The organism is Novosphingobium ovatum (genome assembly GCF_009909235.1).
GTDB lineage: Bacteria > Pseudomonadota > Alphaproteobacteria > Sphingomonadales > Sphingomonadaceae > Novosphingobium > Novosphingobium ovatum.
Map to the genome: position 1 here is coordinate 455,066 of NZ_JAAAPO010000001.1, position 15,081 is coordinate 470,146.

At 65.6% G+C, this 15,081-nt stretch carries 13 protein-coding genes and 1 tRNA gene; 10 read left to right on the forward strand and 4 right to left on the reverse strand.

The window, feature by feature from the left end:
• Nucleotides 1-27: 27 nt before the first annotated feature.
• The 4 genes from aspS to mltG all read left to right on the forward strand — a co-directional run bounded on the left by aspS (nucleotide 28) and on the right by mltG (nucleotide 4,933).
• Entirely contained in the window at nucleotides 28-1,839 is a 1,812-nt protein-coding gene (gene aspS, locus GTZ99_RS02030; RefSeq protein WP_161716607.1) for an aspartate--tRNA ligase, read from the forward strand.
• A gap of 137 nt (nucleotides 1,840-1,976) precedes the next feature.
• A complete protein-coding gene (locus GTZ99_RS02035; RefSeq protein WP_161716608.1) occupies nucleotides 1,977-2,213 on the forward strand; it encodes an acyl carrier protein in 237 nt (78 codons plus the stop codon).
• A gap of 374 nt (nucleotides 2,214-2,587) precedes the next feature.
• Nucleotides 2,588-3,853, forward strand: a complete 1,266-nt coding sequence (gene fabF / locus GTZ99_RS02040; RefSeq protein ID WP_161716609.1) for a beta-ketoacyl-ACP synthase II — start codon at nucleotides 2,588-2,590, stop codon at nucleotides 3,851-3,853.
• Nucleotides 3,854-3,961: 108 nt separating this feature from the next.
• Nucleotides 3,962-4,933, forward strand: coding sequence for an endolytic transglycosylase MltG (gene mltG, locus GTZ99_RS02045; RefSeq protein ID WP_161716610.1), 972 nt, complete (start codon nucleotides 3,962-3,964; stop codon nucleotides 4,931-4,933).
• A gap of 12 nt (nucleotides 4,934-4,945) precedes the next feature.
• Here mltG and GTZ99_RS02050 read toward each other — a convergent pair whose 3' ends face one another.
• On the reverse strand, nucleotides 4,946-5,368 hold the full coding sequence (locus GTZ99_RS02050; protein ID WP_161716611.1) for a sugar transporter: 423 nt from the start codon (nucleotides 5,366-5,368) through the stop codon (nucleotides 4,946-4,948).
• 259 nt (nucleotides 5,369-5,627) lie between these two features.
• Between GTZ99_RS02050 and GTZ99_RS02055 the strand changes: the two genes are divergently transcribed.
• Nucleotides 5,628-5,704, forward strand: a tRNA-Met gene (locus GTZ99_RS02055).
• On the opposite strand, the gene GTZ99_RS02060 is transcribed toward GTZ99_RS02055, so the two are convergent.
• Nucleotides 5,699-5,983, reverse strand: a complete 285-nt coding sequence (locus GTZ99_RS02060; protein ID WP_227711023.1) for a site-specific integrase — start codon at nucleotides 5,981-5,983, stop codon at nucleotides 5,699-5,701. The genes GTZ99_RS02055 and GTZ99_RS02060 overlap by 6 nt on opposite strands.
• Before the next feature lie 354 nt (nucleotides 5,984-6,337).
• On the opposite strand from GTZ99_RS02060, the gene GTZ99_RS02065 reads away from it, so the two are divergent.
• A complete protein-coding gene (locus GTZ99_RS02065) occupies nucleotides 6,338-6,754 on the forward strand; it encodes a hypothetical protein (protein ID WP_161716612.1) in 417 nt (138 codons plus the stop codon).
• 42 nt (nucleotides 6,755-6,796) lie between these two features.
• On the opposite strand, the gene GTZ99_RS02070 is transcribed toward GTZ99_RS02065, so the two are convergent.
• Nucleotides 6,797-7,705: a LysR family transcriptional regulator gene (locus GTZ99_RS02070; protein WP_161716613.1), complete on the reverse strand. Its 909-nt coding sequence runs from the start codon at nucleotides 7,703-7,705 to the stop codon at nucleotides 6,797-6,799.
• Nucleotides 7,706-7,875: 170 nt separating this feature from the next.
• Between GTZ99_RS02070 and GTZ99_RS02075 the strand changes: the two genes are divergently transcribed.
• The 4 genes from GTZ99_RS02075 (at nucleotide 7,876) to GTZ99_RS02090 (ending at nucleotide 13,867) form a co-directional block, all read left to right on the forward strand.
• Entirely contained in the window at nucleotides 7,876-9,036 is a 1,161-nt protein-coding gene (locus GTZ99_RS02075; RefSeq protein WP_320076615.1) for an L-talarate/galactarate dehydratase, read from the forward strand.
• 13 nt (nucleotides 9,037-9,049) lie between these two features.
• Complete coding sequence (locus GTZ99_RS02080; RefSeq protein WP_161716615.1) at nucleotides 9,050-10,342, forward strand: MFS transporter; 1,293 nt, start codon at nucleotides 9,050-9,052, stop codon at nucleotides 10,340-10,342.
• Nucleotides 10,343-10,535: 193 nt separating this feature from the next.
• On the forward strand, nucleotides 10,536-12,086 hold the full coding sequence (locus GTZ99_RS02085) for an alpha/beta hydrolase domain-containing protein (protein ID WP_227711024.1): 1,551 nt from the start codon (nucleotides 10,536-10,538) through the stop codon (nucleotides 12,084-12,086).
• Nucleotides 12,086-13,867 (forward strand): CocE/NonD family hydrolase, encoded by a 1,782-nt coding sequence (locus GTZ99_RS02090; RefSeq protein ID WP_227711025.1) that lies wholly within the window; start codon nucleotides 12,086-12,088, stop codon nucleotides 13,865-13,867. The genes GTZ99_RS02085 and GTZ99_RS02090 overlap by 1 nt, the downstream gene beginning before the upstream one ends.
• A gap of 45 nt (nucleotides 13,868-13,912) precedes the next feature.
• On the opposite strand, the gene GTZ99_RS02095 is transcribed toward GTZ99_RS02090, so the two are convergent.
• Nucleotides 13,913-14,941 (reverse strand): alpha/beta hydrolase, encoded by a 1,029-nt coding sequence (locus GTZ99_RS02095; protein WP_227711026.1) that lies wholly within the window; start codon nucleotides 14,939-14,941, stop codon nucleotides 13,913-13,915.
• Between the last annotated feature and the right edge of the window lie 140 nt (nucleotides 14,942-15,081).

Consider the following 15,081-nt stretch of genomic DNA (forward strand, 5'->3'; position numbering starts at 1 on the left):
ACAATGGGCCGAATGGAAAGAGTTGTCATGCAATCGCCCCAAGCCGAAACTCTGGCGCATCCCTATCGTTCGCACACTTGCGGCGCGCTGAATGCCCAGAATGTGGGGCAAAGCGTGCGTCTGTCGGGCTGGGTCCACCGCAAGCGCGATCATGGCGGCGTGCTGTTTGTGGACCTGCGCGACCATTACGGCATCACCCAGATCGTCGCTGACAGCGACAGCCCGGCGCTGCCGGTGCTCGAATCGCTGCGTGTGGAAAGCGTGGTGACGATCGAGGGCGAGGTGAAGGCCCGCAGCGAATCGACCGTCAACGCCAACCTGCCCACCGGCGCGATCGAGGTGTTTGCCCGCAACGCCATCGTGCTGTCGGCCGCCGCCGAACTGCCGATGCCGGTGGCTGGCGAGCAGGAATACCCCGAGGAAATCCGCCTCAAGTACCGCTTCCTTGACCTGCGCCGCGAGACGCTGCACGCCAATATCGTCAAGCGCACGCAGGTGATCTCCTCGATGCGCCGCGCGATGGAGGACATCGGCTTTACCGAATATTCGACGCCGATCCTGACCGCCAGCAGCCCCGAAGGCGCGCGCGACTTCCTCGTGCCCAGCCGTATCCACCCCGGCACCTTCTTTGCGCTGCCGCAGGCGCCCCAGCAGTACAAGCAGCTGTTGATGGTGGCCGGTTTCGACCGCTACTTCCAGATCGCCCCCTGCTTCCGCGACGAAGACCCCCGCGCCGACCGTCTGCCCGGTGAGTTCTACCAGCTTGATCTGGAAATGAGCTTTGTCACGCAGGAAGAGATCTGGGAAACGATGGAGCCGGTGATCGGCGGCATCTTTGAAAAGTTTGCCGATGGCCGCAGCGTGACGCCTTCGGGCAGCTTCCCGCGCATCGCCTATGACGATGCCATGCTGAAATATGGCAGCGACAAGCCTGACCTGCGCAACCCGATCCTGATCTCGGACGTGTCGCATCACTTCACCACCAGCGGCTTTGGCCTGTTTGAAAAGATCGTCGGCACGGGCGGCGTGGTGCGCGCCATTCCGGCCCCGAACACGGCGGACAAGAGCCGCAAGTTCTTTGACGAAATGAACGAATGGGCGCGCAGCGAGGGCCATGCCGGCCTTGGCTATGTCACGCGCAAGGGCGGCGAATTTGGCGGCCCGATTGCTAAGAACCACGGCACCGAAGGCATGGAAAAGCTCTATGCCGAACTGGGGCTGGGCGCGGACGATGGGCTGTTCTTTGCCGCGGGCAAGGCCGATCAGGCCGCCAAGCTGGCAGGCGCCGCGCGCACTCGCGTGGGCACGCTGCTGAACCTGATTGACGAAAGCCGGTTTGACCTGTGCTGGATCGTCGACTTCCCCTTCTTCGAGGAAGGCGAGGAGCCGGGCAGCATCGATTTCGCCCACAACCCCTTCTCCATGCCGCAGGGCGGGATCGAGGCGCTGACCGATGGCCGCGATCCGCTGGGCATCAAGGCGTTCCAGTACGATCTGGTCTGCAACGGCTATGAAATCGCCAGCGGCTCGATCCGTAACCAGCACCCCGACCTGATGGTCAAGGCGTTCGAGATGGTGGGCCTGTCCAAGCAGGACGTCGAGGACCGCTTTGGCGGGATGTACCGCGCGTTCCAGTATGGCGCGCCGCCCCATGGTGGCATGGCCGCCGGCGTTGACCGCATCGTCATGCTGATCTGCGGCGCGCAGAACCTGCGCGAGATCACGCTGTTCCCGATGAACCAGCGCGCCGAGGACCTGTTGATGAATGCCCCCGCGCCCGCCGGGCTCAAGCAACTGCGCGAACTGCACATCCGCGTGGTCGAGCCGTCCAAGGGATAACCATTACCGCGCTGTAACCGCACATGCATTCGCATTCCTGTGTGGTTGGGGCGCGTTATGCCGCTTGCCAGCATCCGCGCCACCCATTAGGGCGCGAATTGCGTTTCAGTTTTTGCCGCTATCCAGAGGGGAATATCATGAGCACCATCGCGGAACAGGTTAGCAAGATCGTCGTCGAACACCTGGGTGTCGAGGAAGACAAGGTGACGCCCGAGGCGAGCTTTATCGACGACCTGGGCGCTGACAGCCTGGACATTGTTGAGCTGGTGATGGCTTTCGAGGAAGAGTTCGGCGTGGAAATCCCCGACGACACCGCCGAGAAGATCACCACCGTGCAGGACGCGATCTCGTTCATCGAGGCCGCCAAGGCCTGATTTTGGCCAGCCCGGCCCGTCCCGGCGCCTCGCGCCGGGGGAGGCGGGTTGATCCTGCCCGTTACGGTCCCTTTGGCGATCGTTCGGGCAGGCGCCCGCCCGGCAGGCTGCATGGCTCGATGGTGGTGACACCCCGTTTTGGGATTGGGCTGCGGCAGCCCACGCCGGCGCGGTTTCAACCATCAGCGGGTCGCATCGCGCAGCCACAGGCTTGCCACACGCCGGCAGCCGGGTAAAAGCAGGCTCGGCCCCGTGGGGCTGGGCCTGTTGCATATGCGGGCGGATCGTTTTGGGCGGACTGTCTGGCCAGATCGTTTCGGACGCGCGTGCGGGGGATGGATTGCCCCGTGCCGCCACTCTCGGAGAATACCAGAATGCGTCGTGTCGTCGTTACCGGGCTTGGCCTTGTCACTCCGCTGGGTGCGGATGTCGAGACCGTTTGGGCCAATATCCTGGCGGGCAAGTCGGGTGCGGGCCGTATTACCAAGTTCGACACCACCGGGCAGAAGTGCCACATCGCCTGTGAGGTCAAGCCTGCCGATCACGAGTATGGCTTTGACGCGGGCAAGCGTGTCGATCACAAGATCCAGCGTCAGGTCGATCCGTTCATCGTGTTCGGCATCGACGCGGCGGGTCAGGCGATCGAGGACGCGGGCCTGGCCGACATGCCCGAAGAGATGCGTTACCGCGCCGGTTGCAGCATCGGCAGCGGCATCGGCGGCCTGCCGGGCATCGAAAGCGAATCGCTGGTGCTGGCCGAAAAGGGGCCGGCACGCGTCTCGCCCCACTTCGTCCATGGCCGCCTGATCAACCTGATCTCGGGTCAGGTCAGCATCAAGTATGGTCTGATGGGCCCGAATCACGCGGTGGTGACGGCGTGCTCGACCGGCGCGCATTCGATCGGTGACGCCGCGCGCATGATCCGCGACGATGACGCCGACATCATGCTGGCAGGCGGCGCCGAATCGACCATCTGCCCCATCGGCATTGCCGGTTTCGCGCAGGCCCGCGCCCTGTCGACCGCCTTTAACGACGATCCGACCAAGGCAAGCCGCCCCTATGACAAGGACCGCGATGGTTTCGTCATGGGTGAGGGCGCCGGCGTTGTCGTGCTCGAAGAGTATGAGCACGCCAAGGCGCGCGGCGCCAAGATCTATGCCGAGGTGATCGGCTATGGTCTGTCGGGCGATGCCTATCACGTGACCGCGCCGCACCCCGAAGGCTCGGGCGCGTTCCGCTCGATGCAGATGGCGTTGAAGAAGGCCGGTCTGAACCCGGAAGACATCGACTATATCAACGCCCACGGCACCAGCACCCCCTTGGGTGACGAGCTGGAACTGGGCGCGGTGCGTCGTTTGTTTGGCGATGCCATCGGCAATGTCTCGATGTCCTCGACCAAGAGCGCCATCGGCCACCTGCTGGGCGGCGCGGGCGCGGTGGAGGCGATCTTCTGCATCCTGGCGCTGCGTGACCAGATCGTGCCGCCGACGCTGAACCTGGACAACCCCAGCGATGGCTGCATCGGCGTCGATCTGGTGCCGCATGTCGCCAAGAAGCGCGAAGTGCGCGCCGTGCTGAACAACTCGTTCGGCTTTGGCGGCACCAACGCCTCGCTGGTGATGACGCGGGTTGCGGAGTAAGGGCTGATCGGCCACCCCTGTGCGCGTGGCCGGACAGACGGGAATGATGGACGGGGTTGGGACGCGGTGTGGAACCGAATCTCAACCCCGTTGTCGTAATGGGATGCCATGAAAAAGATCCTGCTGATCGTGTTGGGCGTGGTGGTGCTGGGGCTGGGCGGGCTGACGGCCAGCCTGTTTCAGGGCTGGTATGGCGCGGGGCCTTTGCCGGCCGAGCGCGTTTTTACCGTGCCTGATGGCGCCAACATCCGGATTGTCGCGGCCAAGTTGCAGGAGTCGGGCGCGGTTTATTCGGCGCGCGCGTTCCATTTCCATGCGCGCCTGCTGGGCCGTGGGCATGAGATCAAGGCGGGCGAGTTCCTGTTGCCGGCAGCGGCCAGCGAATCGGAAATCCTGGAAATCATCAGCGGTGACAAGGCCCTGCGCCGCTTTGTCACGGTGCCCGAAGGCATGCCCGCGATCATGGTGCACGAGCGGCTGATGGCACAGCCCTATCTGACCGGCGAGATCCAGATGCCTGCCGAGGGCAGCATCCTGCCCGACAGCTATGACATCAAGGCGGGCGAGACGCGCGCGGCGGTGCTGGCGCGGATGCAGGGCGCGATGACCCGGACTCTGGCCGAATTGTGGGACAAGCGCGGCCCGGACACCGTTGCCCGCACGCCCGAGGAGGCGGTGATTCTGGCCTCGATCGTCGAGAAGGAGACCGGCAAGCCGTCCGAGCGGCCGATGGTGGCGGGGCTTTATTCCAACCGCATCCGTCAGGGCATCATGTTGCAGGCCGATCCGACGATCATCTATCCCATCACCAAGGGCAAGCCGCTGGGCCGCCGCATCCTGAAAAGCGAGATCGCGGCGCGCAACGACTATAACACCTATGCCATGCAGGGCCTGCCCAAGGGGCCGATCACCAACCCCAGCCGCGCCAGCATCGAGGCCGTGCTGCACCCGGCCAAGACCGACGTGCTGTATATGGTGGCCGATGGCACGGGCGGGCACGCCTTTGCCACGACGCTGGAACAGCATAACGCCAACGTTGAAAAGTGGTTTGTCATCCGCCGGTCAAAGGGCGAGATCTGACGGCTCTGGCGTTTAAGAGGCGGCGCGCAGGCGGTGGGCGGCGTACCACGTTTGCGCTACCGCCAGCGTCAGGATGATCGCCGGAAACACCGCCGCGCCCATGCCCTTGGCCGCCAGCAGGTCGGTGGCCAGCAGGCTCCAGCCAAATTGCACCAACACGCCTAGAACGCCCGCCGCACTGGCCGCCAGCGCCAACCGGCCGCGCCCCAGCGCCAGCGCCACAGCCCCCGTCAATCCGCCCAGCGTGGCCAGCGCATAGGCGCCCCATGCCCATACCGGCATCGCCGCCCAGATCCGCGCTGTCACCGGGTCTCCGGCGGCCAGTGTGGCCGGATCGGCGGTGGACTGCATCGCAAAGGCGGCCACGCCCAGCGCGTTCCACGCCAGAAAGGCGATGGTGATGGCGCGGTGGCGGCGGTTGGGTTGGGGCGACATCGGGCACCTGAAGGCAAGCAGTGGTGGGGGCAGGGCGGTGGCGCAAGGATGCCTGATTTCGCGCATGGGGCAAGCCTTGTCATGGGGTGGGTGTCGAAGGCATGCTGGGTGGAAATCGCTTGGCCGGGAAAGAAAAATCACCTTTGCAGCAAAAAGAGGCATTTGCCCTGTTGACCGGGGCGGCAGGGCTGGCTAATGGGCGCGCCTGCCCAGCGCGAAAGGCGGTTTTCACCGCTCACTAACGCCGGTTTGCCAGTGTGGCGGAGTAGCTCAGCAGGTTAGAGCAGCGGAATCATAATCCGCGTGTCGGGGGTTCGAGTCCCTCCTCCGCTACCATAAAAACAATGGCTTAGGGCCATCGTGGTCCCCGCGGATCAGGGACGGTTTACAAACTGTCGTAAACCGCCAGGCGCTCAGGCGCTCCAGCATCGACACAATGACACCTGCTTCATCGACGTAGCGGCTGCGAATTTCGCTGATCCGTTTGGCCGTCCAGCCAATGGTTCGCGCGATCTCTTCATCGGTCAGCCCGCGCATGGCGAGCCAGGTTGCATAGGTTCCACGCAGGTCATGCATGGTGCGGTCGAAGCCATCAGGTTTGGCCTTCTGGAACACGCTTCCCAGTCCGCTTTCGGTCCAAGGCTCGCCGCGACTGTTTCTCAGGATTGGGCCTGACCCAGTGCCGATGGAGTCCAGCAACCCGCGAAGGTCTGGGAGGATCGGTGTGGCTTGCTGTCGGTTTGATGGACGCCGAGATAAGGTGATGTCATCGGACGGAGCACATCGATGCAACGAAGCACGTTCAGCCGCGAGTTCAAGCTTGAGGCGGTAAGATGGGGCAAGGGGTGGCGCTCCAATTCGCGGTAATCGCCGCAAATGGCGTGACTGGGGCGTAAATCGTCCAAGCCTTTGCCAAATTTGATCCAATCGGGTGACGCGGGCGAATCGCGAATGCTAGGGCTGGGGCAGATGAAGCGGATTCGCGCCTTTTTGCAGCGTCGGCATGGGCTGACGGCGGCCGTGCTGGTGGTGTCGCTGGCGATGAAGGCACTGGTGCCCGGTGGCTTTATGCTGGAGGGCGGGCAGCAAACGGTGACCATCCGCATCTGTTCGGACGCCAACCTGCCCGCGCGCCAGATCACGCTGGCTTTGCCGATGCGGGGCGATGGGCCGTTTCCCGCCAGCCACGATGGCAAGGGCAACGCGACCGCGCCATGCCATTTTGGCGTGCTGGGTCAGCCCACGCTGGACCATGGCGATCCGGTGCTGTTGGCGATGGCGCTGTTGTTGGCGCTGGCGCTGGTGTTTGCGCCCTTGTTGCCGGCGTTTGTCCGGCGGCTGTTCCATTTGCGCCCACCCTTGCGCGGGCCTCCGTTGGCGGCCTGACCGGGCAGCGGGGCGCCTTCCCAATAACGCCCCGCGTGCCGGTTATGGCGCCGGTGACAAACCGCCGCGCGCCGCCAATTGCTGATCAATCACCTGCAGCACCGGCGTCAGGGCGGGATTGGCATGATCCGCGCGCCACGCGGCATATAATTCCACCACCGGACCGACATCTTCCAGCGGGCTGAATTCCACGCCCACGGGCCGCAACTGGCACGCGCTTTCGGGCACCAGGGCAAAGCCGTGGCCGGCCCCCACCATCACCAAAATCGAATGGATCTGCGTCAGGTGCTGCGTCACGCTGGGCTGCGCCCCGGCGCTGGTCAGCAAGCCCGCCACCAATTCATGGAAATAGCGCGATTTGTCGGGCGAATACATGACAAAGGGCCGCCCGTCGAAATCACCCAGACGGCGCGGACGTTCTTCGGGCGGGACGCTGGCGGGGGAACAGACCACCAGTGGCTCGCTGGCGATATGGCGGCAGGCAAAGCCTTCGCGGCGGACGGGGGGGCGCAGGATCGCCAGATCCAGACTGTCGCGCAACAATCCCTCGACCAGATCGCCGCTGACCGATTCGCGCAGCAGCATTTGCACATCGGGCAATTGCGCCTGCAACGCGCCGATCAGCGCCGGGACATAGCGATAGAGCGAGGCGGCGGTAAAGCCGATCGTCACCAGCCCCTGTTGCCCCGCCGCCGCCGCGCGCGCCGTGACCAGCGCGCTGTCGGCCATGTGGACGATGCGTTGCGCCTCGGGCAGGAAGGCCTTGCCGCTGGCGGTCAGCCGCACCGACCGGCTGGAGCGGTTGAACAATTGCACCTGCAGGATGCGCTCCAGCACCTGGATATGGCGGCTGAGCGGCGGTTGCGACATGTTCAGGCGCAGGGCCGCGCGGCCGAAATGCAGTTCTTCGGCGACGGCCACGAAACAGCGCAGTTGGATCAGTTCAAACACACAAGGCAGGCTATGCCGCGCGGGCGGTGGGCGCAAGATACCAGACGGGTATCAAACACCCGCCATCATTTCCAATTGGCTATGGATTGATACCATGCAAGCGCTTGATCCAGACGGCGCGTGGCAGGACACAGGCGCCCATATAGAACCAGTGACGACAGAGGATGACTATGACGCGCGCCCCATATCAGGACGCCATCGAACAGGTGGACATCTCGTTGGTGTTCCTGCCGCTGGACCGCCCGATCAGCGATGCCAAGGTGTTGACCGGGCGGCAAAAACCGCTGACCCGCGTGGCCATGCTGTTTGCCGAGATCCGCAGCCGCGATGGCCACACCGGCATGGGCTTCAGCTATTCCAAGCGTGCCGGTGGCCCCGGCATGTACGCCCACGCCCGCGAAGTGGCCGACAATCTGATCGGCGAGGACCCCAATGACATCGACCGCCTGTGGACCAAGCTGGTCTGGGCGGGGGCTTCGGTGGGGCGGGCGGGCCTGTCGACGCAGGCGGTGGCCGCGATCGACAATGCGCTGTGGGACATGAAGGCGCGCCGCGCCGGCCTGTCGCTGGCCAAGCTGCTGGGCGCCCAGCGCGAGGGGGTGGCCTGCTACAACACCTCGGGCGGGTTCTTCTCTTCGCCCATCGGGGAAGTGCTGGAGAACGTGGAGAAATCCATCGAGGCCGGGATCGGCGGGATCAAGCTGAAGGTGGGCCATCCCGACCCGGCGCAGGATCTGGCGCGGGTGTCGGCGGTGGCCAGACAGATCAATGGCCGCGTGGCGCTGATGGCCGACGCCAACCAGCAATGGGACCGCCGCACCGCCAAACGCATGGCCCGCGCGCTGGATGAATTCGGCCTGACATGGCTGGAAGAACCGCTGGACGCCTATGACACCGAAGGCCACGCGATGCTGGCCGCGATGGACGGCCCGCCGATCGCCACGGGCGAGATGCTGGTCAGCGCGCCTGAACATTTCGCCCTGATCCAGGGCCGCGCGGTGCAGTTCATTCAGCCCGATGCGGGCCGGGTGGGCGGCATCACTCAATTCCAGCGCGTCACCGCCATGGCGCGCGAACACCATCTGGACATGGCCCCGCACTTTGCGATGGAGCTGCACCTGCACCTTTCGGCGGCCTATCCCCATGCGGCGTGGGTGGAACATTTCGACTGGCTGGAACCGCTGTTTGACGAGCGGCTGGAGATCGCCGGGGGCAAGATGCTGGTGCCTGACCGTCCGGGGCTGGGCGCCACGATCAGCGAACAGGCGCGCCGCTGGACGCAGGCGCGGTGCAGCCTTACCCCGGCTGGCATTACCGATCATTCCTGCTGAACGGAGCCGGGAGATGATATCCACCGGGCGCGTGCGCTATGGCGTGCTGGCGATGCTGTTTGTCGCAACCTTGATCAATTACGCTGATCGCGCGACGCTATCGCTGGCCGCGCCGGTGCTGTCGGCCGATCTGGGCATCGACAAATTGGCGCTGGGGGTGGTGTTTTCGGCCTTTGGCTGGGCTTATGTCGCGGTGCAGGTGCCGGGGGGCTGGCTGCTCGACCGGTTTGGCGCGCCGCGCGTTTATCTGGCCGCGATCGTGCTGTGGTCGGCGTTCACGGCGATGCAGGGCGCGGTGGTCTGGGCCAGCGGCAGCACCGCCATCACCCTGCTGTTTGCCCTGCGCTTTCTGGTAGGGCTTGCCGAAGGGCCATCGTTCCCCGGCAATGCCCGGATCGTTGCGGCATGGTTCCCGGCGCGCGAGCGCGGCACCGCATCGGCCATTTTCAATTCGGCGCAATATTTCGCCACGGTGCTGTTTGCGCCGATCATGGGGTGGATCATCCATGGCTTTGGCTGGCCTTGGGTGTTTGTGTTCATGGGCGCGGTGGGGATGGGGGTGGCGGTGATCTGGGCGCGGGTGGTGTGCGATCCGGCCGATCATCCCCGCCTGACCGATGCCGAACGCGCGCTGATCGCCGAGGGCGCGCCGCCCGCCGACCCGGCCACGCTTGCGCCTGTGCCGATGGGCCGCGCCTTGCGCGTGTTGCTGACCGACCGCACGCTGGTCGGGCTGTATCTGGCGCAATTCTTCATCACCACGCTGACCTATTTCTTCCTGACATGGTTCCCGGTCTATCTGGTCGAGGAACGCCACCTCTCGATTGTGGACGCGGGGCTGTTTTCGGTGGTGCCGGCGGTTTGCGGCTTTGTTGGGGGCGTGCTGGGGGGCGTATGGTCGGACTGGTTGTTGCGGCGCGGCGCCAGCGCGACCGTCGCGCGCAAGGTGCCCATGGCCAGCGGGATGCTGATCGCGCTGTCCATTTTGGGCTGCAATTACGTCACCAGCGACGCGATGGTGTTGCTGTGCATGAGCGCGGCGTTTTTCGGCAAGGGCGTGGGCGCGCTGGGCTGGGCGGTGATGGCCGATGTCGCGCCGCGCCGGGCGGGCGGGCTGTCGGGCGGGATCTTCAACATGTTCGGCAATTCGGCCGCGATCATCACGCCGATTGTCATTGGCTATGTGCTCAAGGTGACCGGCTCGTTTGATCTGGTGCTGGCGCTGGTGGCGGGCTGCGCGCTGGCATCGGTGGTATGCGTGGTGGCGGTGATGGGGCGGATCACCCGGATCGAACTGACCGATTGAGCCTCTGCCTGACGTGGCGGCGCGGATCGCCATGGACCGATATTGTCGACAATATCGTATGGCATTTAACATTTGCGCGCCGCCCGGTGCCATCGCACAAGGCGGCGCAGGATCGCCCCGGCAACAGGGGCCAGACCACCAGAGGACGGGACAGATGGGCAGGACAAGCAGGGTTGCGCGCGCGCGCAGGGGGATGTTGGCAGGGCTGATGGCGGCCGTGACGCTGACCGGAGCGGCGAGCGCCGCATGGGCCGATGTGACGCGCGTGTCGCCGCCCGTGCCCGCCAATGCGCAGAACCCGGTGTTTGGCGCGGCCTTTGTGCCGGGGGCGGGGCTGTCGGTCGATCTGGCGCCGCATGGCTATGTCGAGGAGGAATATTTCATCACCGGCACCGCCGATGCGTGGGAACGCGCCGATGGGCGGATGCGGGTAAAGACATCGGCCGTCCCCTATGTCACGCGGATCATTGTGCGCCGCCCGGCCGACCGCGCGGCGTTCAGCGGGGTTGTGCATTTCGAACCCATCCACCCCTCGCAAGGGGGGACGACGCATTGGTTCCTGACGGCGCCCTATGCGATGGCGCGCGGGGATGTGTATGTGGCGGCCTCGGTGGGAGATGATGCGCCGTCGCGCCGGATTTCGCGCAGCGCGCCCGCGCCCACCGCGCAAAGTCAGGTGCTCAAATGGTTTTCGCCCAGCCGCTATGCCGATCTGGCCTGGCCGGAAGAAGACGGCATCGCCTATGAGGTGATGGGCCATATCGGCCGCCTGTTGCGCAGCGACCGGGCCGAAAACCCCCTGCGCGGCTGGGCGGTAAAGGCGATGCTGGTGGGCGGCTGGTCGTTTACCGGCAGCATCCAGCGCACCTATGTCAACGAAGGCTTCCATGACCGCATCCGTCTGCCCGGCGGGCGGGCGGTGTTTGACGGCTATCTGGTGGGTATTTCCTCGCGCTGGAACGGGGGCGGCTATGTTCCGCTCAACAGTGCCGAAACCCTGCCGCCGCCCGCCGATCCGCGCCGCGCCTGGCGCAAGATCGACGCCCCCGTGATCGAGTTCATGAGCGAGTTCGAGGTGGCGACCGGCGCTGGTCCGCAACTGGCCGACCGCAATGGCCGCGCGGGCGGGCATCGCCTGTACCAATTGGGCGGGACGATCCATTCCAGCAGCATGACCGACCCGCGCCTGTCCCGGCGCGAGCGGCCCAATATCGCGCAACTGGCGATGCGCGGCTATCCTTTGGACGCGGTGCGGGGCGAAACGGGCGATGACGTGTGCAGCGCGCCGATCAGCGATGTGGCGCATCCCGCCTATGCCCGCGCGGCGCTGGACAATCTGCGCCAATGGGTGTTGCGCGGGGTGGAGCCGCCCCATGCCCCCGAACTGATCCGCGCCGATCAGACCAACGACATCCGCAGCATCCGGCGCGATGCCACCGGCAACCCGCTGGGCGGCATGCCCGCGGTCGAGTTTGCCGTGCCGCTGGCGGGTTATGGCCTGTATGCGGGCACGGACAAGCCGGGGTGCTTCCCCACCGCTGGCCGCCCGATCTTTGTCCGCAATGACCTGACACCGGCGCAATTGCGGGCGCGATATGGCACGCGGGCGGCCTATCTGGCGCGCTATGACGCGGCGGTGGACCGGGCGGTGGCGGGGCGCTGGCTATTGGCCGGTGACGCGCGCGAGATGAAGCAGATCGCCCGGGCGCGGTCGTATGAAGCCTTTGGCGGGGGAGACAAGTGATGCGGGCCAAAATTCTGGGTGCGGGGCTGATGGTGGGCACGATGGCGGCGGCCCTGATGGCAGGCGGCATGGCGGTGGCGGGTGGGCCGGTTCCGGCAACGGCCCCGGTGCTGGCCGGGCCGCAATTTGGCCATTACTCCCCGGCGGCGCAGTTTGACGGCATCATCAGCGCGTCCCAATACGTCACCATGCGCGATGGCGTGCAATTGGCGGTGCGGATCGACCGGCCGTCACAGGGGGGCAAGCTGGTCGAGGGCCGCTTCCCGGTGATCTGGCACCACTCGCTCTCGATCTCGCAGGCGGCCGCTGATGGCGCCGGGGACCGCGTCAGCGACTATCGCCGGGTGCAGGAACTGGTGCGCCACGGCTATGTCGTGGTGCAGGTGGCGCGGCGCGGCAATGGCCAGTCCTTTGGCGCCATGCGCGGCTATCACGACCGCAACGAAACGCAGGATGCCTTTGAAATGGTTGAGTGGCTCTCCACCCAGCCGTGGTCGGACGGCAAGGTGGGGATGTATGGCTGTTCGAACACCGGGGATGCGGCGATGCAGTCGCTGACGGTGCGGCCCCCGGCGTTGAAGGCGGTGTGGGCGGGCTGTTTCAGCTGGCACAAATTTGATGCGTTCCGCCGTGGCGGGATCTTTGCGCAATGGGGCACGGGGCCGTCGCGCACGCTGGAACAGGACATGGCCGTCGCCCCCGTCGATGGCGATGGGGACAAGCGCCTGTTGGCCGTGGCCGCGCAGCAGCACCGCAATTCGACCAACCTGTTCGAGATGTGGAAGAGCCTGCCCTACCGCGACAGTTGGTCGCCGCAGGTGTTCAGCCGCTTCTGGGGCGAGGGTTCGATTGCCTCATACGCCAGCCAGATGCGCCTGTCGGGGGTGCCGGTCTATATCCAGGGCGGCTGGTTTGACGAATTGCGCGATCAGGGGCTGATTGCACGGATGAACCTGCCGGGGGCGCGCATCCTGATCGGCCCGTGGAAGCATTGCGACAATGACGACTTTGCCCTGTTGCAGGAGATGCAGCGCTTTTTCGACAGGCATTTGAAGGGGATCGACACCGGCATCGATGCGCAGGCGCCGATCCATTATTTCACCATGAACGCGGCCAAGGGCAGTGAATGGCGCGCCAGCCAAAGCTGGCCGGTGGCGGGCGCGACCCCCACGCCGTTTCACCTGAGCGCCAAGGGGCAGGTGGGGGCGATGGCGGCCACCCCGGTCAAGGCGCCGTGGAGCCTGAGCTTTGCCGCCAATTATGATGTGCGTTGCCCTGATGCGGGCAGCGGGTCGCGGGTGCAGCCCTGCCATGTGGTGGGCGCGGGGCCGGGCTTTGCCGGGCGGCCGGTGTTGAGTGATACCGAAGTGACGGGCGATCCGCTGGTGGATGTCTGGGTGGCGGCGGATGGCTCGGACGCCAATGTCTTTGCCTATCTGGAGGATGTGGCCCCCGATGGCACGGTGCGTGTCGTGACCGAGGGGCGGATCAAGGCGTCCCTGCGGGCGACATCGCAGGCGCCTTGGGCGCTGCCGGCGGGGGTGCCGTGGATGCGCGCCTATGCACAGGACGCTCAGCCGTTGACGCCGGGTGAGGCTGTGCATTTGCGCTTTGCCATGATGCCCACCAGTTGGGTGTTCCAAAAAGGCCACCGGATGCAGGTGACGATCACCGGCGCCGACCACCGCGAAAGGTTGCGCGAACCGGCCAAGGCGCCGCGCATCACCATTCTGGGCGGGGCGGACCGTGCGGCGCAGGTGATCCTGCCGGTGGTGCGATAATATCCGGGGCCGGCGGGGGCGCGATCCCCCGCCGGCCCTTTGGCCTTATTGCGGGTCGATCATGTTTTTTTGCACGCGCAGGTCAACCTGCGTGCACAGGCGGCACACCGGCCCTGTAAAGCTGCGGCCCGCCACCGCGTCGCCGCGCAGCCGCCACTCCAGCCAGTCGATGTCGATCTGCGCCGCCCGCCCGCCCAGCAGGCTGCGGAAGGTGCCGCCATGGCCGACATTGATATCCACCAGCACGGCGGGAATATGCTTGATCCGGCGATAGTCGTCGGTGCCGTTGTCATAGGCGATGTCGGTCGGGCCGCCCATCACATACAGGATCGGGGCGTGCAGTTTCTGCAGGTGGGATTTTTCCAGCGCCACCCCGTTCACCGCGCGCAAATCGTTGAAAATGCCGCTGTTGTGGATGATCGTCGTGGCAATGCGCGGATCGGTCGAGGCGGCCAGCGCCTGAATGCCGCCACACGAATGGCCCGATGCGGCGATCGCCTTTTCATCGATGCGGCCAAACAGCGGGCTGTCCTTGCGGCGGTTTTCGGCCAGCGCCCAATCCAGCCCGGCCAGCACCTGCGCATGGGTGGTTTTGGTGACGATGGGGCGGCCATCGGCGCCCTTGGCCCGCGGCGTGGCACCCGGACCCGAGAAATTGCCCCCCGGCGCCACCACCAGATAGCCATAGGAGGCGATCTCCATCAGGTGCATGCGCGCGGCTGCGCCATCATCGCGGCACCCGCCATTGCCCCACACCAGCACGCCCAGCTTTTTCCCGCCCATCGCGGCCAGATCGCGCGGGCGATAGACCACATGATCGGCCAGCGTGGGCGATACTTCGCGGATGGCGGGATAGGGGCCGGTGCCGGGCATGTCGGGCATGCCGGCATAGGCGTCGCGGATCAGGTCGCCTTCGACATCGCGGGCCTGATCCAGCGTGATCCCGCCAAAGGGCGCAAAAGGCGCGGGTTTGGCGGCGGGGGCCGGGGCCGGCGCGGCGGTTTGCGCCACGGCGGGCAGGCTTTGCGTCAGCAGCGGCAGCGCTGCGATCAGGGACTTCCAGCTTTGAGTCATCACTCTCTCCGGTTTTGGATTTGGGGCTGTTGTGCCGTTGGATGGGTGGGTTATGCAATGGCTTGCATGGATGCTAATGCGGCATGCAGGGTTGTGGCAATGGCATGAATGACGGAATTCATAGGAAAATACGCTGCGGC